The 26,749-nt window shown below is 72.7% G+C and carries 23 protein-coding genes, 1 tRNA gene and 1 pseudogene; 19 read left to right on the top strand and 6 right to left on the bottom strand.

Annotated elements, in window-relative coordinates; genetic code table 11:
- Nucleotides 1-95 precede the first annotated feature (95 nt).
- Together ACFLFB_RS17190 and purF are read left to right on the top strand one after the other, a co-directional pair.
- The gene (locus tag ACFLFB_RS17190; protein ID WP_392543382.1) at nt 96-326 is read left to right on the top strand and encodes a hypothetical protein; all 231 of its coding nucleotides are present in this window, start codon (nt 96-98) and stop codon (nt 324-326) included.
- A gap of 78 nt (nt 327-404) precedes the next feature.
- Nucleotides 405-2,030 carry an amidophosphoribosyltransferase gene (purF, locus tag ACFLFB_RS17185; protein ID WP_392543381.1) on the top strand — a complete coding sequence of 542 codons (1,626 nt, stop codon included), beginning with the start codon at nt 405-407 and terminating at the stop codon, nt 2,028-2,030.
- Between the two features lie 138 nt (nt 2,031-2,168).
- On the opposite strand, the gene ACFLFB_RS17180 is transcribed toward purF, so the two are convergent.
- The 5 genes from ACFLFB_RS17180 to upp form a co-directional block, all read right to left on the bottom strand.
- On the bottom strand, nt 2,169-3,113 hold the full coding sequence (locus ACFLFB_RS17180; RefSeq protein ID WP_392543380.1) for a hypothetical protein: 945 nt from the start codon (nt 3,111-3,113) through the stop codon (nt 2,169-2,171).
- A 221-nt stretch (nt 3,114-3,334) separates the two neighbouring features.
- Nucleotides 3,335-4,822, bottom strand: a complete 1,488-nt coding sequence (locus ACFLFB_RS17175; RefSeq protein WP_392543379.1) for an amino acid permease — start codon at nt 4,820-4,822, stop codon at nt 3,335-3,337.
- 120 nt (nt 4,823-4,942) lie between these two features.
- Nucleotides 4,943-5,752 (bottom strand): PH domain-containing protein, encoded by an 810-nt coding sequence (locus tag ACFLFB_RS17170; RefSeq protein WP_392543378.1) that lies wholly within the window; start codon nt 5,750-5,752, stop codon nt 4,943-4,945.
- Nucleotide 5,753: 1 nt separating this feature from the next.
- Nucleotides 5,754-5,924 carry a hypothetical protein gene (locus ACFLFB_RS17165; protein ID WP_392543377.1) on the bottom strand — a complete coding sequence of 57 codons (171 nt, stop codon included), beginning with the start codon at nt 5,922-5,924 and terminating at the stop codon, nt 5,754-5,756.
- A 132-nt stretch (nt 5,925-6,056) separates the two neighbouring features.
- Nucleotides 6,057-6,698 (bottom strand): uracil phosphoribosyltransferase, encoded by a 642-nt coding sequence (gene upp, locus ACFLFB_RS17160; RefSeq protein ID WP_392543376.1) that lies wholly within the window; start codon nt 6,696-6,698, stop codon nt 6,057-6,059.
- Between the two features lie 52 nt (nt 6,699-6,750).
- On the opposite strand from upp, the gene ACFLFB_RS17155 reads away from it, so the two are divergent.
- From ACFLFB_RS17155 to ACFLFB_RS17140, 4 genes and pseudogenes are all read left to right on the top strand, one after another.
- A complete protein-coding gene (locus ACFLFB_RS17155) occupies nt 6,751-7,191 on the top strand; it encodes a nucleoside deaminase (RefSeq protein ID WP_392545443.1) in 441 nt (146 codons plus the stop codon).
- 161 nt (nt 7,192-7,352) lie between these two features.
- Nucleotides 7,353-7,607 carry a GlsB/YeaQ/YmgE family stress response membrane protein gene (locus tag ACFLFB_RS17150; protein ID WP_392543375.1) on the top strand — a complete coding sequence of 85 codons (255 nt, stop codon included), beginning with the start codon at nt 7,353-7,355 and terminating at the stop codon, nt 7,605-7,607.
- Between the two features lie 141 nt (nt 7,608-7,748).
- Nucleotides 7,749-7,838: transfer RNA gene (locus ACFLFB_RS17145), tRNA-Ser, on the top strand.
- Nucleotides 7,839-7,877: 39 nt separating this feature from the next.
- A pseudogene (locus ACFLFB_RS17140) lies at nt 7,878-8,326 on the top strand (FMN-dependent NADH-azoreductase).
- A gap of 33 nt (nt 8,327-8,359) precedes the next feature.
- On the opposite strand, the gene ACFLFB_RS17135 reads toward ACFLFB_RS17140, so the two are convergent.
- Nucleotides 8,360-9,562 (bottom strand): ROK family protein, encoded by a 1,203-nt coding sequence (locus ACFLFB_RS17135; protein ID WP_392543374.1) that lies wholly within the window; start codon nt 9,560-9,562, stop codon nt 8,360-8,362.
- A 148-nt stretch (nt 9,563-9,710) separates the two neighbouring features.
- Between ACFLFB_RS17135 and ACFLFB_RS17130 the strand changes: the two genes are divergently transcribed.
- From ACFLFB_RS17130 to ACFLFB_RS17070, 13 genes are all read left to right on the top strand, one after another.
- Entirely contained in the window at nt 9,711-11,192 is a 1,482-nt protein-coding gene (locus ACFLFB_RS17130) for a sugar ABC transporter ATP-binding protein (RefSeq protein ID WP_392543373.1), read from the top strand.
- Nucleotides 11,193-11,332: 140 nt separating this feature from the next.
- Nucleotides 11,333-12,289 carry an ABC transporter permease gene (locus ACFLFB_RS17125; RefSeq protein WP_392545442.1) on the top strand — a complete coding sequence of 319 codons (957 nt, stop codon included), beginning with the start codon at nt 11,333-11,335 and terminating at the stop codon, nt 12,287-12,289.
- Nucleotides 12,290-12,390: 101 nt separating this feature from the next.
- On the top strand, nt 12,391-13,443 hold the full coding sequence (locus tag ACFLFB_RS17120) for a substrate-binding domain-containing protein (protein ID WP_392543372.1): 1,053 nt from the start codon (nt 12,391-12,393) through the stop codon (nt 13,441-13,443).
- Nucleotides 13,444-13,543: 100 nt separating this feature from the next.
- Complete coding sequence (locus ACFLFB_RS17115; protein WP_392543371.1) at nt 13,544-14,806, top strand: Gfo/Idh/MocA family protein; 1,263 nt, start codon at nt 13,544-13,546, stop codon at nt 14,804-14,806.
- 120 nt (nt 14,807-14,926) lie between these two features.
- On the top strand, nt 14,927-16,042 hold the full coding sequence (locus ACFLFB_RS17110) for a sugar phosphate isomerase/epimerase family protein (RefSeq protein ID WP_392543370.1): 1,116 nt from the start codon (nt 14,927-14,929) through the stop codon (nt 16,040-16,042).
- A 210-nt stretch (nt 16,043-16,252) separates the two neighbouring features.
- Nucleotides 16,253-19,558: a PQQ-dependent sugar dehydrogenase gene (locus tag ACFLFB_RS17105; protein WP_392543369.1), complete on the top strand. Its 3,306-nt coding sequence runs from the start codon at nt 16,253-16,255 to the stop codon at nt 19,556-19,558.
- Nucleotides 19,559-19,626: 68 nt separating this feature from the next.
- Nucleotides 19,627-20,814, top strand: a complete 1,188-nt coding sequence (locus ACFLFB_RS17100; protein WP_392543368.1) for an inositol-3-phosphate synthase — start codon at nt 19,627-19,629, stop codon at nt 20,812-20,814.
- Nucleotides 20,811-21,719, top strand: a complete 909-nt coding sequence (locus ACFLFB_RS17095; RefSeq protein WP_392543367.1) for an SCO3242 family prenyltransferase — start codon at nt 20,811-20,813, stop codon at nt 21,717-21,719. Before ACFLFB_RS17100 ends, ACFLFB_RS17095 begins: the two co-directional genes overlap by 4 nt.
- Complete coding sequence (locus tag ACFLFB_RS17090) at nt 21,716-22,588, top strand: sugar phosphate isomerase/epimerase family protein (RefSeq protein ID WP_392543366.1); 873 nt, start codon at nt 21,716-21,718, stop codon at nt 22,586-22,588. The genes ACFLFB_RS17095 and ACFLFB_RS17090 overlap by 4 nt, the downstream gene beginning before the upstream one ends.
- 1 nt (nt 22,589) lies before the next feature.
- Complete coding sequence (locus tag ACFLFB_RS17085) at nt 22,590-23,192, top strand: EboA domain-containing protein (protein WP_392543365.1); 603 nt, start codon at nt 22,590-22,592, stop codon at nt 23,190-23,192.
- Complete coding sequence (locus ACFLFB_RS17080) at nt 23,189-24,067, top strand: TatD family hydrolase (RefSeq protein ID WP_392543364.1); 879 nt, start codon at nt 23,189-23,191, stop codon at nt 24,065-24,067. Before ACFLFB_RS17085 ends, ACFLFB_RS17080 begins: the two co-directional genes overlap by 4 nt.
- 2 nt (nt 24,068-24,069) lie before the next feature.
- Nucleotides 24,070-25,263: a metabolite traffic protein EboE gene (gene eboE / locus ACFLFB_RS17075; protein WP_392543363.1), complete on the top strand. Its 1,194-nt coding sequence runs from the start codon at nt 24,070-24,072 to the stop codon at nt 25,261-25,263.
- Nucleotides 25,260-26,705: an alkaline phosphatase family protein gene (locus ACFLFB_RS17070; RefSeq protein ID WP_392543362.1), complete on the top strand. Its 1,446-nt coding sequence runs from the start codon at nt 25,260-25,262 to the stop codon at nt 26,703-26,705. The genes eboE and ACFLFB_RS17070 overlap by 4 nt, the downstream gene beginning before the upstream one ends.
- Nucleotides 26,706-26,749: the final 44 nt, after the last annotated feature.

Here is a 26,749-nt window from a genome sequence, read left to right as displayed (position 1 = left end):
GTCATCCCCCGAGTGTGCGCCCTGCTCAGGGGCCCGGGCGAGCATGTCGCCGGGCCCCGGCGGCGGTGTCGCGGGCCTCGCGTACCGTTGAGGACGTGCCTCCACGTCGTCGCCCGCGCTTCCTCCCGTTCATCGTCACGGGTGCGGTCCTGGGTTTCCTCGTCGGTGTCTACCTCGCCTCCCGCCCGGACGGGGTCTCCGACCGGGTCGCCGGGTCGTACGACGCGAGTGCGGCCGTGGGCTACCTGGGCTTCCTGTGCGCCGGGATCGCGGCGGTGCTCGCCGCCCTCGTCGCGCTCCTCGTCGAGCGCGTCGGCCGCCGCTGAGCGCGTCGCCCGGGTCGGGCCCGTCCGGACCTCGGCGACCGGAGGTCGCGACGGCGGGCGTGTGGGAGACTGGGGCACGTGCCACGCGGTGACGGACGCCTGACCCACGACATCAACCCCGACGACAAGAGCCCGCAGGACGCCTGCGGCGTCTTCGGGGTGTGGGCCCCCGGCGAGGACGTCGCCAAGCTCACGTACTACGGGCTCTACGCCCTGCAGCACCGCGGCCAGGAGTCGGCGGGCATCGCGACGTCCGACGGCAAGCGCCTGCTGGTCTACAAGGACATGGGGCTGGTCAGCCAGGTCTTCGACGAGCGCTCGCTCGCGTCGCTGCGCGGCCACCTCGCGGTCGGCCACTGCCGGTACTCCACGACCGGCGGGTCAACGTGGGAGAACGCCCAGCCGACGCTCGGCGGGCACTCCGGCGGCACCGTGGCGCTGGCCCACAACGGCAACCTCACGAACTCCGCCGAGCTCCGCGACCTCGTCGAGGGCCGGCGCGGCCTCGACCCGCACCGCGGTGAGCTCGCCCGCGGCAACACCACCGACACCGCGCTCGTCACGGCGCTGCTCGCCGACGACCCCGACCGCACGCTCGAGGCCGCGGCGCTCGACACCCTGCCGCTGCTGCGCGGGGCGTTCTGCTTCGTCTTCATGGACGAGTCGACCCTGTACGCCGCGCGCGACCCGCAGGGCATCCGTCCGCTCGTCATCGGCCGGCTCGAGCGGGGCTGGGTCGTCGCCTCCGAGACCGCTGCCCTCGACATCGTCGGCGCGTCGTACGTGCGCGAGGTCGAGCCGGGCGAGCTCGTCGTCATCGACGAGGACGGGCTGCGGTCCTCCCGATTCGCCGAGGCCTCGCCCAAGGGGTGCGTGTTCGAGTACGTCTACCTCGCCCGCCCGGACACGACCATCAGCGGGCGCGTCGTGCACGAGGCCCGCGTCGAGATGGGTCGGGCACTGGCACGCGAGCACCCCGTCGACGCCGACCTCGTGATGCCGACGCCCGAGTCGGGGACGCCCGCCGCCATCGGCTACGCGCAGGAGTCGGGCATCCCCTACGGCCAGGGGCTGGTGAAGAACTCGTACGTCGGGCGCACCTTCATCGCGCCGTCGCAGACGATCCGTCAGCTCGGCATCCGGCTCAAGCTGAACCCACTGCGCGACGTCATCAAGGGCAAGCGGCTCATCGTCGTCGACGACTCGATCGTCCGCGGCAACACCCAGCGCGCGCTCGTGCGGATGCTGCGCGAGGCCGGCGCGGCCGAGGTGCACGTGCGGATCTCGTCTCCACCGGTGCGCTGGCCCTGCTTCTACGGCATCGACTTCGCGACCCGCGCCGAGCTCATCGCCACGGGGCTCGGGGTCGAGGAGGTGCGCAACTCCATCGGCGCCGACAGCCTGGGCTACATCTCCGAGGACGGGATGATCGGGGCCACCAACCAGCCCCGCGACCGCCTGTGCACCGCGTGCTTCACGGGGACCTACCCGGTGCCGCTGCCCGAGGACGGGCGCTACGGCAAGGGCGTGCTCGAGCTCGAGCTGCCCATCACCGCGACGACCACCCCCGGCGAGCGCGCCGTGGGCCAGCGCCACGCCGTGGGTCGGCCGGTCGTCGAGGGCGCGGGCGAGCTGCCGCTCGACGTCGAGGGCGTCTCCACCTCCGCCGGCGGCGGCGCCGCCGAGGCCCTCCTCCGCCCCTAGCACCTCCCGTTCGAGGTGAAATCCGACCCTGAGGTGGTCGACTTTCACCTCGAATCGCAGGTGGGTGGGGTGGCTCGAGGTGATATCCGACCCTGAGGTGGTCGACTTTCACCTCGAATCGATGCGGGGGCGTCGGCGTCAGGCCGCGCGCCGGAGGCGACGCCAGTAGGTCCCGACGATCTGGTCGAGGTACAGGTGCGGCGTCAGGCGCCAGCCGATGAGCCCGACCCGCAGGACGAGGTCGTCACCCATCGCGACCGCGTTCTGGCGCAGGTCGTCGTCGACCATCTGCAACCCACGCAGGTGTCCGGCGCCGTCGACCTCGACCACCAGGCGGGCCTCCGGCCACTCGAGGTCGAGGTAGGCAGCGCCGCCGGGGAGTCGGCGCAGCGACTGGCGGGCGGGGTCAGGGAGCCCGCGCGCCCGGCACGACGCGACGACGTCGAGCTCGCCGAGGGAGTGCGCACCGTCCGCGACGTCGCCGACGAGGGTCCGGATGAGGGCGCGACGAGTGCGTCCCCGAGCGTGCGCCGTGGCCTCGACCAGCTGGCGCCCGGTGCACAGCCGCTGCTGGACGGGCATCACGAGGAACAGGGCCGCCTGGCGGTCGCTGACGGCCCAGTGCGCGGCCCGGACGGCCGCGATCGCCGGCCTGGCACGTGGGAGCCCGGCCCCGAACAGCTGCTCCGACGGGCGCCTGATGACCTTGTGGATCCTGACGCCGTCGACGGCGACCACCTCGGTGGTGTGCTTCACCGACACGTGGACGGTGGCGTCGCCCAGCCCCGTGAGACCTGCGTGCTGCAGGGCCGTGACGCCGTCGAGCGCAGCCACCCGCTCCCCGACCTCCCACACCGCACGCCAGCACGACCCCTCGAAACCCAAGGCCCCGGTGGTGACGGAGACGGTCTGGACACCGTGGAGGGCCCAGCGCTCCGCCGCGACCTCGCGCGCGACCATCCGGTGGTCGACCCCGACCGCGCGCAACATCGCCCGCGAGACGACACCGCCATGGAGGGCGGCCACCTCTTTGGCCAGCCCGCGCCGGACCGCGACCGCGGCGCGGGAGTCGGAGGTCGTCATCACGCCACCGTGGCCGCCCTGGCCTCGCTCCACCAGCCCGACCTCGGCGCTGTGGACAAACCCCAGGACCGGGTGCCCCCTGTGGACGCACCGGGTCGAGGTGAAATCCGACCCTGTCAGCGTCGACGTTCACCTCGACCCGGCGGCCGTGCACATGGTTCGAGGTGAAACCCGACCGCCTCAGGGTCGGATTTCACCTCTAACCGGGGTGTGCAGGCGGGTCAGGCGTCGGTAGGGGCGGGGACCTTCTCGCCGCGCTCCTCGACGGCCATGCGCGAGCGCTTGACGCCGTAGAGGAAGTAGATGACGAAGCCGATCGCCATCCACACGAGGAAGCGGACCCACGTCTCCCCCGACAGGTTGAGCATGAGGTAGACGCTGATGAGCGCGGCCACCACCGGCAGCACCGGCGAGAACGGCACGGTGAACGCCCGCTTGAGGTCGGGGCGCTTCCTGCGCAGCACCGGCACCGCGACGGACACGAGCGCGAACGCCGACAGCGTCCCGATGTTCACCATCTCCTCGAGCTTGCCGATGGGCGTCAGGCTCGCCACGAGCGCCACGACGGTGCCGATGATGAGGGTGAGGCGAACCGGCGTGCCCGTCCTGGGGTTGGTCCGGCCGAGCGAGCGCGGCAGCAGCCAGTCGCGCGACATCGCGAAGGTCACGCGGGTGGCGCCGATGATCAGCGTCATCACCACGGTCATCAGGCCGGCGACGGCACCGGCGGCGATGAGCGTCGCGTACCCGGGCTTGCCCACCGACTCGAACGCGGCAGCCAGCGCGGCGTCGGGGTCGATCTTGTCGTACTTGACCATCCCGGTGATGACGAGCGTCGTCGCCACGTAGAGCACCGTGCAGATGACGAGCGAGGCGATGATGCCGATCGGCAGGTCGCGCTGGGGGTTCTTCGCCTCCTCGGCCGTCGTCGCCACGACGTCGAAGCCGATGTACGCGAAGAACACGATCGAGGCACCGGACACGATGCCGAGCACGCCGTACGTCGTGGGCTCGAGGCCGAACAGCACCTGGATGAGCGGCGCCGTGATGCCCGAGACCTGCTCACCGGCCGCGCTGGGCGGGATGAACGGCGAGTAGTTCGCGGTGTTGATGAAGCCGATCCCGGCGACGATGACGAACAGGACGATGAACAGCTTCACCGCCACGAGCACGAGGTTGACCCGCAGCGACTCCTTGATGCCGATGGCGATGAGCGCCGTGAGCACGACGATCAGCACGAACGCCGGCAGGTCGAACGCCGACCCCGGCGCCACCGACTCGGGCACGACGATGCCGATCTTCTCGAGGAAGAGGGTCGCGTACTGCGACCAGCCCTGGGCGACGACGCTGGCGCCGAGCATGAGCTCGAGGAGGAGGTCCCAGCCGATGATCCACGCGACGAGCTCGCCGAGGGAGGCGTACGAGAACGTGTACGCCGAGCCGGACACCGGCACGGTGGACGCGAACTCGGCGTAGCAGAGGGCGGCCAGGCCACAGCAGACCGCGGCCAGGACGAACGAGAGCGCGATCGACGGCCCGGCGTAGTTCGCCGCCGCGCGGCCGGTCAGGGTGAAGATGCCGGCGCCGATGATGACGCCGATCCCGAAGACGGTGAGGTCGAGGGCGCTGAGGTTCTTCCTGAGCTCGAACTCCGGCTCGCCGGTCTCGGCGATCGACTGCTCGATCGACTTCGTACGCATGACGCCCATCGGCTCGGGCTCCTGTCATCGGTGAAAGGGACCCGTCGACGCTAGCGGAGGACACCCGCCCGGCACGTCGGCGGTGCAGGACGTCCAGCCCCCGGTCGGGGGCCGCCCCGACCGCCGGCGTCACTGTGCCCAGTGGCGCGGCGGGTACAGCGGGGCGTCCTCGTCGTCGTGCCGCGGGACGCGCACGACGGGGATCTCCCCGGTGTCGCCGAGGCGGTTCGAGCCGCGCACGTTCGAGCTGCGGTACCAGGACTCCGGCTCGTGAACCGTTGTGGCAGAGGCGTCCTCGTACGGAACGGGCACGGCGTCTCCGGACGGGCCACCCACCGGCGCCGGCCCGTCGGGGCCCGGACCGTCGTCGCCACCCGTGCCGTCGTCCTCGGGCGGCGGGGGCGTGAAGCCGGGGATCACCCGCACCTGCGAGCCGGGACCGAAGAGCTGGGTGCAGATGGCGCGGTAGTGGCGGTCGGCATCGGGCACGTGGTCGATGACCGACAGGGCCTGCTTCTGCCCGGCCGACTCGAGGACGAACATCCCGTAGCCGACGATCCGGCCGAGCACGCTGCGGTCGAAGGTCATGTCGGTGACGCGCATCAGCGGCATCATCGCGACCTTGCGCCGGATGAACCCGTAGAAGAGCAGGAAGCGCTTGTCGGTGGCGACGAACCAGTCGTGCCGCCAGTTGAGGAAGCGCCACAGCAGCCAGAGCGCCGCCGCCCACCAGATGGCGAGGGCGAGGTTGTGCAGCACCTCGCCGCCGGGGGTGCGGGGGACCTCGAGGTCGACCCAGAAGGCCAGCACGGTGGCGGCGACCGCCATCGCGATCTCGCGGATCAGGTGGAACCAGTGGCGTCGGACCGCGACGATGACCGTCTCGCCGCCCACGAGGTAGCGCTCGAGCTCGCGGTCGAGCCGCGGTCGGCGCGCCACGTCACCCTCTGCTGATGAGGTTGTCGAAGAAGGCGGCGATGTTGGCGACGCCGTTCTTCACCACGTCCCAGGCCGAGCCGAAGATGTCGGCCGCCTCGGAGGGGGAGGTGAGGATCGCGTAGAGCAGGAACACCACGACGAGCCACAGGACGATCTTCTTGATCGGCGGCATGGTGGGTCCTCCTGCATCGCGGCGTACCGGGCGCACGCCTCAGCCAGTGATGCTTCCAGATGTGACGGGTGTGACGGGAGAGGTCCGGATGCCGGGCGTGTCGTCCGGGTGCCGGTCCCCTCGACGGGGAACCTACTGGGCCAGGCCGTAGAGGCGGTCGCCGGCGTCGCCCAGGCCGGGGACGATGTACCCGACCTCGTTGAGCTTCTCGTCGATCGCCCCGGTGACGAGGGTGATGGGGGGCGCGACGTCCTTGAGCGCCTCCTGCAGGTGGGCGATGCCCTCCGGCGCGCTGAGCAGGGTCACGGCGGTGATGTCGTCGGCGCCGCGGGCGAGGAGGAACTGGATCGCGTCGGCCATCGAGCCGCCGGTGGCGAGCATCGGGTCGAGGACGTAGACCTGTCGGCCGCGCAGGTCGTCGGGGAGGCGGTTGGCGTAGGTGATGGCCTCGAGCGTCTCCTCGTCGCGCTGCATCCCGAGGAAGCCGACCTCGGCGCTCGGCAGCAGCCGGACCATGCCCTCGAGCATCCCGAGGCCCGCCCGCAGGATGGGCACGATGAGTGGCTTGGGGTTGCTCAGCTTGATGCCGGTCGTCGGCGCCACGGGCGTCTCGATCTCGAACGGCTCGACCCGCACGTCGCGCGTCGCCTCGTAGGCGAGCAGCGTCATCAGCTCCTCCGCGAGGCGGCGGAAGGTGGGGGAGTCGGTCCGCTTGTCCCGGAGGTAGGTCAGCTTGTGGGCGATGAGGCGGTGGTCCGGGTTGATGACGCGCATGGGTGAAACTTAGCGGGTGCCCCTTCCGCCCGACCCCACCGAGGCCGCCCTGATGCGGCGGGCGCTCGCGCTCGCCGAGCGGGCCGCGCAGGCGGGTGACGTCCCCGTCGGCGCGCTCGTCGTCTCGGCCTCGGGCGAGGTGCTCGGCGAGGGCTGGAACCTGCGCGAGGCGGAGGGCGACCCGACCGCCCACGCCGAGGTCGTCGCCATCCGCGCGGCCGCCGCGGCGCTCGGCACCTGGCGGCTCGAGGGGTGCACCCTCGTCGTGACGATGGAGCCCTGTCCGATGTGCGCGGGGGCGGTCGTCCTCGCGCGGGTGGCGCGGGTCGTCCTCGGCGCCTGGGACCCCAAGCTCGGCGCCTGCGGCTCGGTGTGGGACGTCGTGCGCGACCGCCGGTCCACGCACCGGGCGGAGGTCGTCGGCGGCGTCCTCGAGGACGAGTGCGGCGAGGTGGTGCGCCGCTTCTTCGACGGCCACCGCGGCCCGGGCTGAGGACGACGGCCACCACCCGCGTTTGGGTCCCCCGCTGCCCGGGTAACCGGGAGGAGATCGACGTGCACGCGATTCGAACCTTCGACAAAGATTCGTGTAGCGTCGATGACCAGCGGTTTTCCCGATCGGGACCGTCTACCTCTCTGAAAGGTCCAACCCCCATGGGCTTCATCGCCTGGATCATCATCGGCGGTCTCGCCGGCTGGGTCGCCAGCAAGATCATGAAGACCGACGCGCAGCAGGGCATCATCCTGAACATCGTCGTCGGCATCATCGGCGCCCTTCTCGGTGGCTTCCTCCTCGGCCTGTTCGGCATGGACATGGCCGGAGCCGGGCTCATCGCCAGCTTCCTCACCGCCCTCCTCGGCGCGGTCGTGCTGCTCTTCATCGTCAAGGCCGTCACCAAGCGCGCCTGACCGCTCGGCTGACCGCCCACGCGGTCGCCACCACGACGCCGCCCCTGCTTCCCGGGGGCGGCGTCGTCGCGTCCGGAGGGTGGTCCGGCGGGGGCCCTGCCGATTTCTGGGCGGAGCCCCGGCTCGGGTAGCCTCTCCGGCGGTGGCGTGTCCGAGCGGCCTAAGGAGCACGCCTCGAAAGCGTGTGAGGATGCAAGTCCTCCGTGGGTTCAAATCCCACCGCCACCGCCAGAGCACGAAGCGCCCCGAGCTCGCTCGGGGCGCTTCGTCGTGGGCGTGCGACGGCGCTGTGGCGCAGAGGTTTCGGCGCGGTGTCCGGATCCGCCGACACGCCGGGGACTCGGCCTGCCCTACGTCCTCAAGCACTGGATCGACTGCCTCGTGCAGCCCGGGTACCTGTTCGCCTACACCGACGGCTACCCGGTGCCGCTCGTCCACGGCCGGCGGATGGTCTGCATCACCTCGCGCGGGCCGACTACTCCCCGACCGGTCCGATGGGTGCCTACGACTTCCAGGAGCCCTACCTGCGGGCGATCTTCGGGTTCGTCGGCATCACCGACATCGAGTTCGTCCACGCCCAGCCGATGGACCACCCGCTGCTCCAGCAGGACACGATCGCCACGGCCCTCGCCGCGGTGCGCGACCTCGCGTCCCGCCCGCCGTGGAGCGCCGTCCCGGCCGTCCCCGTGGAGTCGACGGCCCCGGCCCTTCCCGCCTGACCACGGCCGGGCCGGCCTCGGTCGGTCGGGCCGTCAGCCGGCGGCGGCGGAGGAGATCTGCGCCTCGACGTGCTCGGCGGCCAGCACGTGCTGGATCACCATCGTCGCGGCGCCGATGACGCCCGCGTGCCCGGCGGTGCGCGACGCCACGATCTGCAGCTCGCCCGTGGCCAGGGGCAGTGAGCGTCCGTAGACGACCTCGCGGATGCCCGCGAGCAGCGACTCGGCGGCCTGGGCCAGCAGCCCTCCGACCGCGATGACCGACGGGTTGAGCAGCGAGACGCACGTGGCCAGCACGTGCCCGATCTCGCGGCCGGCCTCGCGGATGGCGGTGGCCGCGGCGAGGTCGCCGCCCTTGGCCAGGGCGATGAGGCCGCGGGTGTCACCGGCGTCGATGCCGCGCTCGAGCAGCGCGCGCACCACGGCGGGTCCGCTGGCCACGGCCTCGAGGCAGCCGACGTTGCCGCACGTGCACGGGACCGACCCGCCGTGCAGCGCCGCGACGTGCCCGAGGTCACCGGCGGCGCCCTGGGCCCCGCGGTGCAGCCGCCCGCCGCTGATGATGCCGGCGCCGATGCCGGTGGCGACCTTGACGAAGATCATCTGCTCGACGTCCGGATACATCGTCGCGTGCTCGCCCAGGGCCATGAGGTTGACGTCGTTGTCGACGAGGACCGGGCCCCCGAGCGAGCGCGAGATGTGGGCGGGCACGTCGTAGTCGTCCCAGCCGGGCATGATCGGCGGCAGCACCGGACGCCCCGTCGAGTGCTCGACCGGACCCGGCAGGCCGATGCCCACCCCGGCCAGCTCGTCGCGGCGGCGACCGGCCCCGGCGAGGAGCTCGCGCCCGGTGCGGGCCACCCGGTCGAGGACGAGCTCGGGCCCGGTGGAGATGTCGATCTCGAACGCCTTCTCGGCCACGACCCGACCCCGCAGGTCGGTGAGGGCGACGAGCGCGTGGGTGGCTCCGAGGTCGGCGCCGATGACGACGCCGGCGTTCGGGTTGAAGGCCAGCTGGGCGGCCGGCCGCCCCCCGGTGCTCGCGGCCTCACCGGAGGGGGCGAGCAGGCGGGCGGCGAGCAGGGCGTCGACCCGGGCGCCCACGGTGGAGCGCGCCAGGCCGGTGAGCTTGATGAGCTCGGCCCGGGTGCGCGGCGTCCCGTCGAGCATGAGCTGGAGCAGCTCCCCCGCCCCGGACGAGCCGCCCGGCGGGCTGAAGGGGCCGACGGTGGTCACGCGGACAAGTCAAGCACAGCGGCCCTGCTTTTGTCTGCGAGGCCGATACCACTTTGCCATCTTGACGAAACTTTTGCTTGACGTGCCGACAAAAGTGCGGATAGCGTCCCGCAGCATGCAAGGCAACGGCGCCTCGACCCTCCTGGGCATGGCCGACATCGTGAAGCGCTTCCCCGGCGTGGTCGCCCTCGGGGGCGTCGACCTCGACGTCCGCCCCGGAGAGGTCCACTGCCTCCTCGGCCAGAACGGCGCGGGCAAGTCGACCCTCATCAAGGTCCTCGCCGGCGTGCACCAGCCCGACGAGGGCACCATCACCTGGGACGGCGAGGAGGTCACCTTCGCCCACCCGCAGGCGGCGATGGACCTCGGCATCGCGACGATCTACCAGGAGCTCGACCTCGTCGAGGGGCTCACCGTCGCCGAGAACATCTACCTCGGCCACGAGCGCTCGCGCTTCGGCTTCTCCCAACGCCGCGCCGCCACCAGGGCCGCGGCCGCGCTCCTCAAGCGCCTGGGCCACTCCGAGATCAACCCCGGCACCGAGGTCGGCGACCTCTCCGCCGCCGGCCAGCAGATCGTCTCGATGGCACGGGCCCTGTCCCACGACGCGAAGCTCATCATCATGGACGAGCCGTCGGCCGTCCTCGACGCCGGAGAGGTCGAGCGCCTCTTCCACGTCATCCGCGACCTCACCGCCGAGGGCGTCGCCGTCATCTACATCTCGCACCGCCTCGAGGAGATCCGCACCATCGGCGACCGGGTCACCGTCCTCAAGGACGGCAAGACGGTGTCCACCGGGCTCTCCGCCAAGGAGACCCCCACCTCGGAGGTCATCCGCCTGATGACGGGCCGCGCCATCGAGTACGTCTTCCCACCGCGGCGCAAGCCGCCCACGGGGCCCTCGCTCCTGCAGGTCGAGGGCATCTCCCGCCGCGGCGAGTTCACCGACGTCAGCTTCGAGGTCCGCCCCGGTGAGGTGCTCGGGTTCGCCGGGCTCGTCGGCGCCGGCCGCTCCGAGATCATCGAGACCGTCTTCGGGGCCCGCAAGGCCGACACCGGGTCGGTGCACGTCGACGGCGCGCGGATCCGCAACGGCTCGGTCGGGGCCGCGGTCGCCGCCGGCATCGGCCTGTGCCCCGAGGAGCGCAAGAGCCAGGCCCTCCTCCTCGGCGACAGCATCGCCACCAACATCTCGATGGCGAGCCTCACCCGCTTCTCGCGCGGCGGCTTCATCGACCACGACGCCGAGAACGCCGCCGCCCTCGAGCAGACCACCAGCCTGGACGTCCGCCCGCCCGGGGTCGACCGCGAGATGCGGACCCTGTCCGGTGGCAACCAGCAGAAGATCGTCCTCGCCCGCTGGCTGCTGCGCGGCTGCCGCGTCCTGCTCCTCGACGAGCCCACCCGCGGGGTCGACGTCGGCGCCCGCTCCGAGATCTACGCCCTCGTCCGCCGCCTGGCGGACGACGGTGTCGCCGTCGTCGTCGTCTCCAGCGAGATCGAGGAGGTCCTCGGCCTCTCCGACCGGGTCCTCGTCGTCGGCGAGGGCTCGGTGCTCCACGAGGCACCGGCCGACCAGCTCGACGAGCACCGCGTGCTCGACATCATCATGAGAGGAGACGCGGCGTGAGCCTCGACTCGACCACGAAGGCCAACGAGCCGGAGGGCCGGACGCCGTCCGCCGCGGGCGCCGCCCCCACGGCCTCCGCCGTGGGCCACCACCAGAGCACCGCCCCCACCGAGCCCCCGGCGGGCTCCGGCCGCGGCGGGCTGCTCGCCGGCTCGGCCGGCCGCAACCTCGGGCTCGTCATCGCCCTCGTCATCCTCTGCCTCGTCGGGGTCCTCACCGCCGGCGACCGGTTCGGCAGCATCGACAACGCGATGACGATCCTGCGCTTCGCGTCGGTCATCGGCGTCGTCAGCGTCGGCATGACCTTCGTCATCGGCGGCGGCGGCATCGACCTCTCGGTCGGGGCGATCGTGGCCCTGGCGAGCGTGTGGGCCACCACCCTCGCGACCCAGGCCATGGCCGCCGACACCCACTGGATCCTCATGGTGTTCACCGCCCTCGCGGTGGGTGCCGGGTGCGGCCTGGTCAACGGGCTGCTCGTCGCCTACGGGAAGGTCGCGGCGTTCATCGCCACCCTGGCGATGCTCGCCGGGGCCCGCGGCCTCGCCGAGATCATCGCCCAGCGGCGCACCCAGATCGTCCGCGACCGCGGCTTCATCGACTTCTTCGGCGACAGCATCCTGGGCATCCCGGTGCTCGTCATCATCTTCGCGCTCGTCGCCGTGGGCGGCTGGGTCCTGCTCAACCGCACCACCTTCGGCCGCCGCACCCTCGCGGTCGGCGGCAACGCGGAGGCCGCGCGGCTGGCGGGCATCAAGGTCCAGCGCCAGACGGCCTACCTCTACGTCCTGCTCGGCGTCGCCTGCGGCCTGGCAGCCGTGATGCTCATGGCCCGCACGACCACCGGCACCTCCACCCACGGCCAGCTCCTCGAGCTCGACGCCATCGCCGCGGTCGTCATCGGCGGCACGCTCCTCAGCGGCGGGCGGGCCACCATCGTCGGCACGATCTTCGGCGTCCTCATCTTCGCGACGCTCACCAACGTGTTCACCCTCAACAACCTCGACACCTCCACGCAGGCCGTCGCCAAGGGCGTCATCATCGTCGCCGCCGTGCTGCTCCAGCAGCGGCTGGCCGCGAGGCGCCGATCCCCCTGAGTCTCTCGGCCGGTCCCACACCCGGTCGAGACGAACCCCGCCCCACCCACACCCATCACCACCCACACCCAGCACCGCCCCACCCCTTTCAGGAGACCCTCATGTCCCGCACGACCACCATCTCCCGCTCGGCCCGGCTCATCGCCGCCGCCGGCATCCTGGGCCTGCTGGCCGCGGGGTGCACGAGCAACACCCCCGAGGCCACCTCGTCGGGCTCGCAGGCCCCGGCCGGTGCGAGCAGCGACAACGACGCCCCCGGCGAGAAGGTCACCATCGGCTTCTCGGGCCCGGCCGCCGACCACGGCTGGCTCGCCGCCATCAACAGCTCGGCACAGGCCGAGGCCAAGAAGTACACCGACATCGACTTCAAGGCGGCCGAGGGCACCAACGACGCCAGCCTCCAGATCAGCCAGATCGAGACCTTCATCAACGACAAGGTCGACGCGATCGTGCTGCTCCCGACCGACGGCGCCGCGCTCACCGAGGTCGCGACCAAGGCGATGAACGCCGGCATCATCGTCGTCAACGTCGACCGCGAGTTCTCCACCCCGTTCGCCGCCCGCACCACCGTGCTCGGCGACAACTACGGCATGGGCGTCAGCGCCGGCACCTACGCCTGCTCCGTCGTCAAGGAGAAGGGCCTCACCGACGCCGTCATCGCCGAGATCGCCGGCATCGACGCGCTGCCCCTGACCCAGGACCGCAGCAAGGGCTTCGCCGACGCCCTCAAGGCCTGCGGCCAGAACGTCGACAACCGCGTCGCCGCCCAGTTCACCGTCGAGTCCGGTGAGAAGGAGGCCTCGAACCTCCTCCAGGCCGCGCCGAAGATCGACATCCTCTGGAACCACGACGACGACCAGGGTGTCGGCGTCATGGCGGCCCTCGACAACGCCAAGCGCAACGAGATGGCCTTCATCGGTGGTGCGGGCTCCGCGAACGCGATGCGCTGGATCAAGGAGGGCAAGATGGTCGCGACCGTCCTGTACCCGCCGACCCAGGCCGCCGACGGCATCCGCCTCGCCCGCCTCCTCGCGCAGGGCAAGGGCCTGTCCGACCTCGTCCAGCCCGCCGTGCCGAAGCGTGTCGTCCTCGACGCCCCCGTGGTGACGAAGGAGAACGTCGAGGAGTACCTGCCCCTCGGGTTCGAGTCCTGACGGAACCGACCGCAGTGACGTCCGCCGGCCGGTGAGGCCGGTCGGCGGACGTCGCTGACGACAACGACCCGGGCCGGACCGGCCCGTCGGAAGGTGCTTCATGGCCATCGACACCCCCTCCCCGCAGGCGACGGACACCGCGCCCGCCACGAGCGCGCCCGGGCGCCTCGGCATCGGGATGGTCGGCTACGCGTTCATGGGCCTGGCCCACTCGCAGGGCTGGCGCAACGCCCGCAGCTTCTTCGACCCGGCGCTCGTCCCGGACCTCGTCGCCATCGGCGGGCGCGACGCCGCCGCCGCTGCCGACATGGCCCGCCGCTTCGACTGGCAGCACGTGGAGACGAACTGGCGCGACCTCGTCGCGCGCCCCGACGTCGACCTCGTCGACATCTGCACCCCGGGCGACACCCACGCCGAGATCGCCATCGCGGCCCTCGAGGCCGGCAAGCACGTGCTGTGCGAGAAGCCGCTGGCCAACACCGTGGCCGAGGCCCGGGCGATGGCCGCGGCCGCCGAGAAGGCCGCCGCCCACGGCGTGCGCTCGATGGTGGGGTTCACCTACCGCCGCGTGCCCGCCATCGCCTTCGCCCGCCAGCTCGTGCGGGAGGGCCGGATCGGCGAGATCCGCCACGTGCGCGGGCAGTACCTGCAGGACTGGCTCGTCGACCCCGAGTCGCCGCTCACCTGGCGGCTCGAGAAGGACCGCGCCGGCTCGGGTGCCCTGGGCGACATCGGCGCCCACATCATCGACCTGACCCACTTCATCACCGGCGAGCGGATCACCGGCGTCAGTGCCACCACCGAGACCTTCGTGCGCGAGCGTCCCCTCCCCGGAGCCGTCCACGGCCTGTCGGCGCAGGCGGGCCCGGGCCGCGGCCAGGTCAGCGTCGACGACGCGGCGATCTTCATCGCCCGGCTGTCCGGCGGCGGGCTCGGGACCTTCGAGGCCACCCGCTTCGCGACCGGTCGCAAGAATGCCATCCGCATCGAGGTCAACGGCTCCCGCGGGAGCCTGGCCTTCGACTTCGAGGACATGAACGTCCTCCACGTCCACGACGCCTCGGTCGACGCCCGCGAGTCGGGCTTCACCCGGGTCGTCGTCACCGAGGCCACGCACCCCTACGTGGGGCGCTGGTGGCCCGCCGGTCACGGCCTCGGCTACGAGCACGGCTTCACCCACCAGGCCGCCGACCTCATCGACGCGATCGCGCGCGGGGTCGACCCCGAGCCGTCGTTCGCCGACGGTCTGGCGGTCCAGGAGGTGCTCGCCGCGGTCGAGCGCAGCGCGGCCACCGGGTCGTGCTGGACCACCACCGACCACCCCGACGACGGTCAGCCGACCCCACGCCCCACCGACGGCTGACGCGCCGAACCCACCCACCCACACACCCACCCCGCCCGTGGCCGACCACCACCCCACCCGGAAAGGAACCCCCGAGGTCGCGCTCTACCCCCCATGTCATTGCAGTGACGAAGGAGCATCATGAACACCGACAACGACGTCAACCTCCCCGGGCTGGTCAGCAAGCTCGGGCTCAACCGCCGCCAGGTCCTGGCCGCCTCCATGGGGATGGCCGCGGCCGCCACCGTGGCCGCGCCCTCGGCCATGGCCGGCTCGGCCGGGACCGCCAACGGGGTGCTCATCCCCTCCCCGCGCCGCGGCATCATCCTCTACACCGTCCGTGACGCGATCTCGCGCGACCCCGGCACCTCGCCGTTCGCCTCGGGCTTCAAGGCCGTCTTCGAGGAGCTCGCGGGCATCGGCTACAAGCAGATCGAGTTCGCCGGCTACAACCAGAACGCGAACGCCCCCGGCGGCAACGTCAACAACGTCGACGGCGCCCGCCTCCTGCGCACCTGGCTCGACGACAACGGCCTCCAGGCCGAGGGCAACCACGGCTCGGTCCCCGGCACCATCACCGACGCCTCGCTCGCGTCGTTCGACGCGGCCTGCGAGGTGGCCAACATCCTCGGCCTGGGCCACATCGGCACCGGGAGCGACCCCACCGGGTCCGCCTACGTCGCCGACTGGGCGCTGGCCGCGGAGCGCTGGAACATCCTCGGCGAGCGCGCCGCCGGGCACGGCCTGAAGCTGTACACGCACAACCACGACATCGCGTACAGCTTCCTGCTCGACAGCGGCCCGCTCGACGCCCTCGGCCGCCCGACCCGCAGCAGCGGCATCCGCCGCCTGGAGTACTTCCTCGCCAACACCGACGAGAAGAACGTCTTCCTCGAGCTGGACATCTACTGGGCGCACGTCGCGCAGTACAAGCACCACACCTACACCGCGGCCGACGGCAGCTCGGTGTCGTCGGTGTTCGACCCGGCCGGGCTCGTGGCGGCGCAGACCAAGCGCTTCCCGCTGTTCCACGCCAAGGACGGCGTCAAGGACGCCACCCAGGCCAACGGGTACGTCATGGCCCCGTTCGGTCTCGGTGACATCGACTACTCGACGTTCCTGCGTCGCGTCGGTGCCAAGGGGTCGCACAACCCGATGTGGGAGCAGGACACCGCTCCCGGCGGCGCCGCCAACCCGGGCCAGTCCCTCGCGCTGGCGAAGGTCAGCTACGACAACATGGCCGCCCTGCGCGGCTGACACACCTCGCCGGCCCCGGAGGCCGGCACCCGTCGGGCCCCCACGGCCGACACCGCTCACCGCTCCCTGACGGTGAGCGCCAGCCCCGGAGGTGGCCTCGTTGATGCCGTTGCAGCGGCCGAGGCCACCCCGGGACTGGCTCGCCCCACACTCACGAAGGACGTGGACATGAATTCTATTCGTCGTCGAGGTCGGCCACGTGCCGTTTCGATGGTTGCCGCCCTGGCACTTTCCCTGGCGGGCGCCGCAGGCGTCGCCGCCGGTCCCGCCGCGGCCCACCCGGGCCACGAGGCCGACGCGGACGCGGTCAACTGGGCCAACTACGAGAAGATCACGCTCACCAAGGACACCGGTGAGCCCATCGACATGGCGGTCCTCCCGGACGGCCGGGTCCTGCACACCGCCCGCAACGGCGACATCCGCCTCACCGACCCCGACGCGGGCACGACGAAGGTCGTCACCACCGTCCCGGTCTACAGCAACTCCGAGGACGGGATGCAGACCGTCACCCTGGCGCCGGACTTCGCGACGTCCAAGTGGGTGTACCTCTACTACGCACCGCGCACGATGACCGCGCCGTACGTCACCACGACCCCCACCGGCTCCGCGCCCAACAGCCTGCCCGCCGGGCAGACCGAGGCGTACTGGGACCAGTGGAAGGGCTACAACCAGCTGACCCGCGTCAAGTGGGACGACGCGGCGAACGCCCTCGACCTGTCGACCGAGCAGGTCATCCTCAAGGTCGAGCAGCAGCGGGGCCAGTGCTGCCACGTCGCCGGTGACGTCGACTTCGACGACGACGGCAACCTCTACCTCGCCACCGGTGACAACACGCCGGCGAGCACCCCGGGGGCCAACGGTTTCGCGCCGAACAACGACGCCCCGGGCATGAACCCCGGGTTCGACTCGCGTCGCGGCGCCGGCAACACCAACGACCTGCGCGGCAAGATCCTGCGGATCCACCCCGAGGCCGACGGCACCTACACGATCCCCGCGGGCAACCTGTTCGCCCCGGGCACCGACAAGACCCGCCCCGAGATCTTCGCGATGGGCGTGCGCAACGCGTTCCGCATCGACGTCGACTCGGCGACGAACTCGGTCTCGTGGGGTGACTACGGCCCCGACGCCGGCGCCCCCTCGGCCGAGCGAGGCCCGATGGGCTACGTCGAGTGGCAGACCACCGGCATCGACAAGCCGCTCAACGGTGGCTGGCCGTACTGCACGGCGGACCACAAGAACTACAACGAGTGGAACTTCGCGACGGCCACGCCGGGTCCGTTCTTCGACTGCGCCGCCGGCGCGAAGAACAACTCGCGCTGGAACACCGGTCTCGCGACGGTCCCCCCGGCCACCGCGGCCACGCTCTACTACGGCGACAACAACACGCACCAGCCGTGGCCCGAGCTGACCGACTTCTCGCCCGCGGGCGGGCAGGGCCCCATGGGCGGTCCGGTCTACCACTACGACGCCGCGAACCCCTCGACGACGAAGTTCCCCGAGTTCTGGGACAAGAAGGCGTTCTTCGCCGAGTTCTCGCAGGACTACCTCGCGGTCTTCGACGTCCAGTGGCCCAACGGCCCGGTGGACCACATCACCCACTTCCTGCCCAACGCGGCGCTGGAGACGAACGGGCAGCCGATCACCGACAGCCCGATCGACATCGAGTTCGGCCCCGACGGCTCGCTCTACGTCCTCGACTACGGCGACGGCTTCTTCCGGGCCAACCCCGACGCCGGCCTGTACCGGATCGACTACTCGCCCGGCAACAAGGCGCCGACCGCGAAGATCAAGGCCGAGCCGATCTCGAGCAGCGGCGTCCCGCTGACCGTGCAGTTCGACGGGTCGGGCTCGTCCGACCCCGAGGGCGGAGCGCTCACCTACGAGTGGGACTTCACCGGTGACGGGACCTTCGACGCCACCGGCGTCAACGCCACGTACACCTACACCACGCTCGGCAGCTACACCGCCCGCCTGCGGGTCACCGACCCGGAGGGCCGCCGCGGCATCACGAGCACGACGATCAGCGTCGGCAACGTGGCACCGAGCATCGAGGTGAGCACGCCCAACGGCGGCTTCTTCGACTGGGGTCAGGCCGTCCCCTTCACGGTGACGACCAACGACCCGGAGGACGGCACCGCCACGGTGTGCTCGCGCGTCGCCTGGACCTTCGGTCTCGGCCACGACGCCCACGCCCACCCGCTGAGCCAGGGCACGGGCTGCCAGTTCGCCATCCCGACCCCGGCGGACGCCACCGAGCACGGCGAGACCGAGAACATCTTCGGCGTCGTCGTCATCCGCTACACGGACGGTGGGGCGAACGGGGTCGCCGCGGCGACGTCCGAGCGCTCGCTCATCCTCAACCCGAAGTCGCAGGAGGCCGAGTGGGCCGACTCCTCCCAGGGTGTGGAGCTCGTCTCCGACGACACGGCGAGCGGCCTGCGCAAGGTCACCTCGTTCGACGCCGGTGACCACCTCGCCTGGGACCCGGTGAACTTCGCCGGCATCACGGGCGTCACGGCCAGGGCCTCCGGCCAGGGAACGCTCTCGCTGCGCTGGAACTCGGCCACGGCGGCCCCGTTCGCGACGGTCGCGGTGAACAGCTCCGGCTGGGGTGACGCCTCGGCGTCGCTGGCGAACGTGCCGACCGGCACGGGCGTCCTCTACGTCACCTCCTCCGGTGGCGTGGTGCTCGACCGGCTCACCTTCACCGGCAACGGCGTCGCCGACGTCACGGCACCGACGGTCTCCGTCGTGCTCGACCCGGCGCAGCCCACCGGTGAGAACGGCTGGTACCTCGGCAACGTCGTGGTCCGGCTCAACGCCACCGACAACGGCACGATCTCCACGCGCCAGTTCTCCACCAACGGTGGCCAGACCTGGACGACGGTCAACGCCAACAACCCGACCCTGACGGTCTCGGCCGAGGGCACCACGACGGTGCTCTACCGCGCGACCGACAACGGCGGGAACGTCGGCTCGGGCCAGGTGGTCGTCAAGATCGACAAGAGCGCCCCGACCCTCGCGGTCACCGGTGTCACCGACGGCGCGTCCGTCGGCAACTCCGGCGACGTCACGTGGACCGCGGCCGACGTCGTGTCCGGGGTCCAGTCGGTGACGGCGACCGTCGACGGCCAGGCCGTCGCGGCCGACAAGCCGCTGGCGCTGTGGCGCCTCTCCCTCGGCCAGCACGTGCTGGTCGTGACGGTGAAGGACAACGCCGGGCGCACCGCGTCGCAGACGGTGACCTTCACGACGACGACGTCGCTCGCCGAGCTCACCACGCTCACGACGCGGCTCGGCGGCTCGGGTGAGGTCACCAAGGCCGGGGCCTCGGCCTTCGGGAAGCGGCTGGACCAGGCGAAGAAGCACGCCGACGCCGGTCGCACCCAGGCGGCGATCTCCCAGCTGGAGAGCTACCTCGGGGCGCTCTCCGACCGGACCCTCGTCAAGGACGCCGCAGCCGCGGCCGCCCTGGAGCGGGACGTGCGGGAGGTGATCCGCCAGCTCCGAGGCTGACCGACCCGGGCCGCCGAGCGCACCACCCCGCACCACCACCCTGCGACCGTCCCCACCGAGGAGGACCCATGACCCCCACGACCGAGCGCACCGGCCTCTGGCTGATCGGAGCAGGGGGGTCGGTCGCCGCGACCGTCGCCTGCGGCCTGGCCGCCCTGCGCGCCGGCGTCGCCGGCAGCACCGGGCTCGTCACCGCCCGCCCCGAGCTCGAGGACGTGGGCCTGGCCGACGTCGCCGACCTCGTCACCGGCGGCCACGACGTCACGACCGTCTCCCTGGCCAAGCGCGCCGAGGAGCTCGCCGCCGCCGGCGTCGTCCCCCACGACCTGCCCCGCCTCGTCGCGCACGACCTCGACGAGGCCTCCACCCGCATCCGCCCCGGCTACGTCGTCGGCGCCGAGAACCAGCGTGACGCCGTCGAGCGCCTGGCCGACGACCTGCGTGAGTTCGCCTCCCGCGAGGGCCTGTCCCGCGTCGTCGTCGTCAACGTCTCCTCCACCGAGGCCCTCGTCGTGCCCCACCCGGGCCACGCCGACGTCGAGGCCCTCGAGTCCGCGTGGGACGCCGGCGAGTCGCCGCTGCCCGCCAGCTCGGTCTACGCCGCGGCCGCCTTCCGCGCCGGCTGCGCCTTCGTCGACTTCACCCCCTCGGCCGGCGCCCGCCTGCCGGCCCTGGAGGAGATGGCCGCGCACGCCGGACTGCCCTGGGGCGGCAGCGACGGCAAGACGGGGGAGACGCTGCTCAAGTCCGTCCTCGCCCCGATGTTCGCGATGCGCGCCCTCGACGTCCGCTCCTGGGCCGGGACCAACCTCCTCGGCGGCGGCGACGGCGCCACCCTCGCCTCGCCCGACGCCCGGCAGAGCAAGATCGAGTCCAAGGCGGCGGGCCTCGAAGCCCTCCTCGGGCACCCCGTCGAGGGGCCGCTGCACATCGACCACGTCGCGGACCTCGGCGACTGGAAGACCGCGTGGGACCACATCACCTTCGCCGGCTTCCTCGGGACGCGGATGACGCTCCAGTTCACCTGGCAGGGCTGCGACTCCGCGCTCGCCGCACCGCTCGTCATCGACCTGGCGCGCCTGCTCGACCTCGCGCTGCGTCGCGGGGAGAGCGGACCGGTCGCGGCACTCGGGTTCTTCTTCAAGGACCCGGCCGGCCTCGACGAGCACGCGCTCGCGCCGCAGCACGACCTCCTCGTCCGGTGGGCGAGGGGCGAGGTGGCTGCCGACGCCGCGGGCGGTGCGTCCTCCCGATGACGACCCTGCGCGACCTCGCCGAGCTCGTCCGGGCCCCCGCGGCCCTGACGGTGCCCGGTGACGCCCTCGCCGGGGCGGCCGCCGCCGGCTGGCCGGCCGGCCGCCGCACCGCGCTCCTCCCGCTGGCGTCGGTGTCGCTGTACTGGGCCGGCATGGCCCTCAACGACTGGGCCGACCGCGACCTCGACGCCGTCGAGCGACCCGAGCGCCCGATCCCGTCGGGCCGCGTGGCCCCGCGGACCGCGCTGACGCTGGCCTCCGGTCTCACCGCCGCGGGCGTCGGCCTGGCCGCCGCCGGGGGAGGTCCGCGGGCCGCAGGGGTGGCCGCGGTCCTCGCCGGTGCCGTGTGGGCGTACGACCTGTCGGCGAAGTCCGGCCCCGTGAGCACCGCCGTCATGGCGAGCACGCGAGGGCTCGACGTCCTCCTCGGGGCGTCCGCCGGTGGGGCCGCGGGGCTGCGCCGCGCCGCCCTCCCGGCGGGCCTGCTCCTCGTCCACACGGCCGGCGTGACGGCCCTCAGCCGTGGCGAGGTGCACGGGACCTCGGCGTCGGTCGCGCGGGGCGCGACCTCGGTGACGGCCGCCGTCGCCGCGCTCGTCCCGCTGCTCGCGTCGGGTCGCGCGGGCGGGGCACCCACCGGCCCGCGGGGCACGCCGTGGCTCGCCGCCCTCGTCGCCACCGGCGCCTCCGCCGCCTACGGCTCCTCCGTCGGTCGGGCCCAGGCCCGCGCCGTCAACGACCCGACCGCGCCGACCGCGCGGGCGGCGACCGTCGCCGGCATCCGCGGCATGGTCCCCCTGCAGTGCGGGCTGCTGGCCGCCGCGGGGGAGACCGGTGCGGCCGTGGCGCTCGGCGCGGCGACGTACGCGACCCGTTCGGTGCTGCGGAAGGGGTCGCCGACGTGAGCGACCCGACCCGACTGCGCCTGGGCTACGGCCTCAACGGCTTCACCGACCACCGCCTCGAGGACGCGCTCGCCGTCCTCGCCGACCTCGGCTACGACGGGGTCGCCCTCACCCTCGACCACGCCCACCTCGACCCGGTGGGTCCCGGTCTCGTGCAGCGCGTCTCGCACGCCGGGCGCCTGCTGGCACGGCACGGCCTCGACGTCGTCGTCGAGACCGGCGGGCGCTACGTCCTCGACCCGCGGCGCAAGCACCACCCGACGTTCGTCAGCGAGTCCGGCGCCCGGCGGCGGGTCGACCTCGTCGCCACGGCCCTGCGAGTGGCCGCCGACCTCGGGGCTCCCGTGGTGTCGTGCTGGAGCGGCTCCCTGCCGCCGGGGTCCACGTCGGTGGACGGGCGCGAGCGTGTGGACCGGGCCGTGGCCGCACTGCTGCCGGTCGCCGAGGCCACCGGGGTCACCCTGGCGCTCGAGCCCGAGCCGGGGATGTTCCTCGAGCGGGTCGGCGACGTCGTGGGGGTCCTCGACCGGTTCGGCCGCCCCGAGGCCCTCGGCCTCACCATCGACGTCGGCCACCTCGTCTGTTCCGAGGACGAGGCGCCGGGCGCCGTCATCCGGGCCGCCGGCGGCGTCCTGGCCAACGTCCAGATCGACGACATGCGGCGCGGCGTGCACGAGCACCTGCCCTTCGGTGAGGGGGAGGTCGACCTGCCCGACGTGCTGGCCGCCCTGTCCGACAGCGGTTTCGCCGGGCTCGTGCACGTCGAGCTGCCCCGCCACACCCACGCGGCGCCGGTGCTCGCGGAGCAGAGCCTGCGGGCCCTGCGCGCCGCGGCGGCCCACGCCGAGCGACTCACGAGGAGGACCTGACATGGGCTGGAGCGACGACGCACGAGCCGCCGTGGCCGCCGACGGCGAGGCGGTGGTGGGCCTGTTCCCCGCGGCCGCACGGCACGCCCGCGCCGAGGGCCGGGACGGGGAGGAGGTCCGTGGCGAGCTGCTCGCCGCCGTCCGCGGCGGGTCCGACGCCGTCGCGAGGATCGCGACGACGCTCTACCAGCGCGGCGACAGCGCCGAGAAGCACGCCGTCCTCACCGCGCTCCCCGTGCTCGACCGCACCACCTCGCTGCGCGACGCCGTGGGGGGCGCCATGGTCCCCGTCGTGCGGGATGCGTTGCGGACCAACGACACCCGTCTGGTCAGCGCCGCCCTCGGAGAGTACGCCGCCGAGCACCTCGACGACCCGTCGTGGCGCCAGGGGGTGGTCAAGGCCATCTTCATGGGCATCCCGCTCGATGGTGTCCACGACCTCGACGACCGGGCCGACGACGAGCTGCGCCGCATGGTGCGCGACTTCGCCGCGGAGCGCCGCGCCGCCGGCCGGGAGGTCCCCGCCGACGCCCGCCGCCTCCTCGACGAGCCCGTCCACCACGAGCCCCTCCATCCCTCCGAGACCACCGGGAGTGCCCGATGAGGATCTTCGACCCGCACATCCACATGACGTCCAGGACGACCGACGACTACGAGCGGATGCACGCCGCGGGGGTGCGGGCCGTCGTCGAGCCCTCGTTCTGGCTGGGCCAGCCGCGCTCGAGCGTCGGCACCTTCTGCGACTACTTCGACGCGCTGCTCGGGTGGGAGCCGTTCCGGGCCGAGCAGTTCGGCATCGCGCACTTCGCGACGATCGGCCTGAACCCCAAGGAGGCCAACGACGAGCGGTGCCGCGCCGTCATCGACGAGCTGCCCCGCTACCTCGACAAGGACCGGGTCGTCGCCGTCGGCGAGCTCGGCTACGACTCGATGACGCCCGAGGAGGACGAGGTGTTCGCCCGGCAGCTCGGACTCGCCCTCGAGCACGGGCTGCCCGCGCTCGTGCACACCCCGCACCGCGACAAGCTGACCGGCACCCGCCGCACGCTCGACGTCGTGCGCGAGTCAGGGATGGCGCCGGGCCGCGTCCTCGTCGACCACCTCAACGAGGTGACCGTGGGGGTCGTTGTCGAGAGCGGCTGCTGGATGGGCTTCTCGATCTACCCCGACACCAAGATGGACCCGCACCGGATGGTCGCGATCCTCCACGAGCACGGCACCGACCGGATGGTCGTCAACTCGGCCGCCGACTGGGGGCGAAGCGACCCGCTGCTCACCGCCCGCACCGCCGAGGCGATGCTCGCCGGCGGCTTCGACGACGACGACGTCGACAAGGTCCTGTGGCGCAACCCGGTCGAGTTCTACGCGCAGAGCGGGCGGCTCGACCTCAGCGGCGTCGCCGAGGCCGACGACGCGGTCGACGTCGCGAGCGGCGCGACGTTCGAGGGCAACTCCGTCCTGCGCGGGTCGCGGGAGTAGCCGTGCGCCTCCACCACGCCGACGGCACCACCGTGCACCTCGCCTACTGCACCAACGTGCACGCGGGCGACGACCTCGACGACGTCCTCGCCCACCTCGACCGCTTCTGCCTGCCGGTGCGTCGGTACCTCGGGTCCGACCTGCTCGGCATCGGCCTGTGGCTCGCGGCCCCGGCGGCGCGGGCCCTGGCCCGCGACCCGCGGGCGGTCGACGACCTGCGCTCGGCGATGGCCGAGCGCGGCCTGGAGACGGTGACGCTCAACGCCTTTCCCTACCGCGGGTTCCAGGAGCCCGTGGTCAAGCACCGGGTCTACCACCCCGACTGGTCGCAGCGGGCACGGCTCGACTACACCGCGGACTGCGCCGAGGTGCTCGCGCGCCTCCTCCCCGACGACGCGGCCCGCGGCAGCATCTCCACGCTGCCGCTCGCGTGGCGCTCGCCGTGGGGCTCCGCCGCGGCGCGGTCGGCGCGGGCGAACCTGGCCGCCCTCGCCGAGACCCTCGACGGCCTCGAGGACCGGACCGGCCGGAGCATCCGGGTGGGTCTGGAGCCCGAGCCCGGCTGCGTCATCGAGACGACGGCGCAGGCCGTGGAGCACCTGGCGGGCGTCGACCGGCGCCGCATCGGGGTCAACCTCGACCTCTGCCACCTCGCCGTGCAGTTCGAGGACCCCGATGCCGCGGTGGCACGGGTCGGGGAGGCAGGGCTGCCGGTCGTCAAGGCCCAGGTCTCGGCGGCGCTCCACGCCTCCGACCCTTCGGACCCCGGCACCCGGGCCGCGCTCGCCTCGTTCGACGAGGAGCGCTTCCTCCACCAGACGCGGTCCTGCGGCCCGGACGGGACGGTGACCTCGCGCGACGACCTCGGCGAGGCGCTCGGGGGCGACGCGCCCCTGGCCGACCGCGCGGACGACGGCGGGCCGGTGCCCTGGCGGGTCCACTTCCACGTTCCGCTCGACGCCGAGCCGCAGGCCCCGCTCGCCTCGACCTTCGACCACACCCGCAGCAGCCTCGCCGCCCTCGTCGGCGGGGAGAGCGCCCTGACCGACCACCTCGAGGTCGAGACCTACACGTGGGGCGTCCTGCCGCAGGCCGCCCGACCCCGCACCGACGACGACCTCGCCCGCGGCATCGCCGGCGAGCTCGCGTGGGTGCGCGACCAGCTGATCCACCTCGGCCTCAAGGAGGCACCGTGACCACCACCGACCAGCTCGCCACGACCGACACCGCGCCGCCCGACCTCGGCGCGGCCCCCCGCCCCGTCCTCCTCCTCGACGTCGTCGGGCTCACGCCCACGGCGCTGGCCGACATGCCGCGGCTGTCGGCCCTGGCCGACGGAGGTAGCCGCGCCGCGCTCGAGACGGTGCTGCCGGCGGTCACCTGCTCGGTGCAGTCGACCTTCCTCACCGGGCGGCTGCCCGTGGACCACGGTGTCGTCGGCAACGGCTGGTTCTTCCGCGACCTCGGCGAGGTGATGTTCTGGCGCCAGCCGAACAGCCTGGTGTCGGGGGAGAAGGTGTGGGATGCGTTGCGGCGCAGCCACCCCGGCGCCAAGGTCGCCAATGTCTGCTGGTGGTACGCGATGGGCATGGACGTCGACACCGTGGTGACGCCGCGGCCGGTGTACCACGCCGACGGGCGCAAGAGCCCGGACTGCTACACCCGCCCCACCTGGCTGCGCGACGAGCTGACCGAGGCGCTGGGGGAGTTCCCGCTGTTCAGGTACTGGGGCCCCACGGCCTCGCTCGAGTCGTCGCGGTGGATCGCCGAGGCGACCCGCCGGGTGCTGCCGCACCACGACCTCACCCTCGCCTACGTCCCACACCTCGACTACGACCTCCAGCGGTTCGGGCCGCGCTCGCCCGAGGCCCGGCGCGCGGCCGCCGAGCTCGACGCCGTGCTCACACCCCTCCTCGACGACGCCGAGCGACTGGGGGTCGAGGTCGTCGTCGTCAGCGAGTACGGCATCACCGAGGTCGACCGGCCGGTGCACCTCAACCGGGTGCTCCGCCGCGCGGGGCTCCTCGAGGTCCACACCCAGGCGGGGATGGAGTACCTCGACCCGTGGGCGTCGGAGGCGTTCGCGGTGGCCGACCACCAGGTCGCCCACGTCTACGTCCGCGACGGCGAGCGGCTCGAGGAGGTGCGCGCCCTCCTCGCGCAGGTCCCGGGCGTCGACCTCGTCCTCGACCGTGATGCACAGGTCGAGCACGGCCTGGACCACGAGCGGTCGGGCGACCTCGTCGTCGTGGCCGACGCGCGGTCGTGGTTCACCTACTACTACTGGGTCGACGACGCCCGGGCCCCCGACTTCGCGCGGGGGGTCGAGATCCACCGCAAGCCGGGCTACGACCCCGCCGAGCTGTTCTTCGACCCCGCCGACCGCACGGCCAAGGCCCGCGCCGGCCTGGCCCTGGTCCGCAAGAAGCTCGGCCTGCGCTACGCGATGTCGGTCGTGCCGCTCGACGCCCGCTGGGTCAAGGGCTCGCACGGCCGGCTCGGCGGCGACCCCGCCGACGGACCCGTCGTCATCACCTCCTCCGCGGGGCGGCTTCGTGGGACGGTGGCGGCGACCGACGTGCACGACCTCGTCCTCGAGGCCGCGGGCGTCACCGTTGCCGCGGCCGCCCGCCCCTGACCGACCCGCTTCCTCCACCCCTCGCCCTCCGACCACCACCCCTC

Source organism: Oryzobacter telluris (genome assembly GCF_043099285.1).
Taxonomy (GTDB): Bacteria; Actinomycetota; Actinomycetes; order Actinomycetales; family Dermatophilaceae; genus Oryzobacter; species Oryzobacter telluris.
This window is presented reverse-complemented; position numbering and strand designations above follow the sequence as displayed.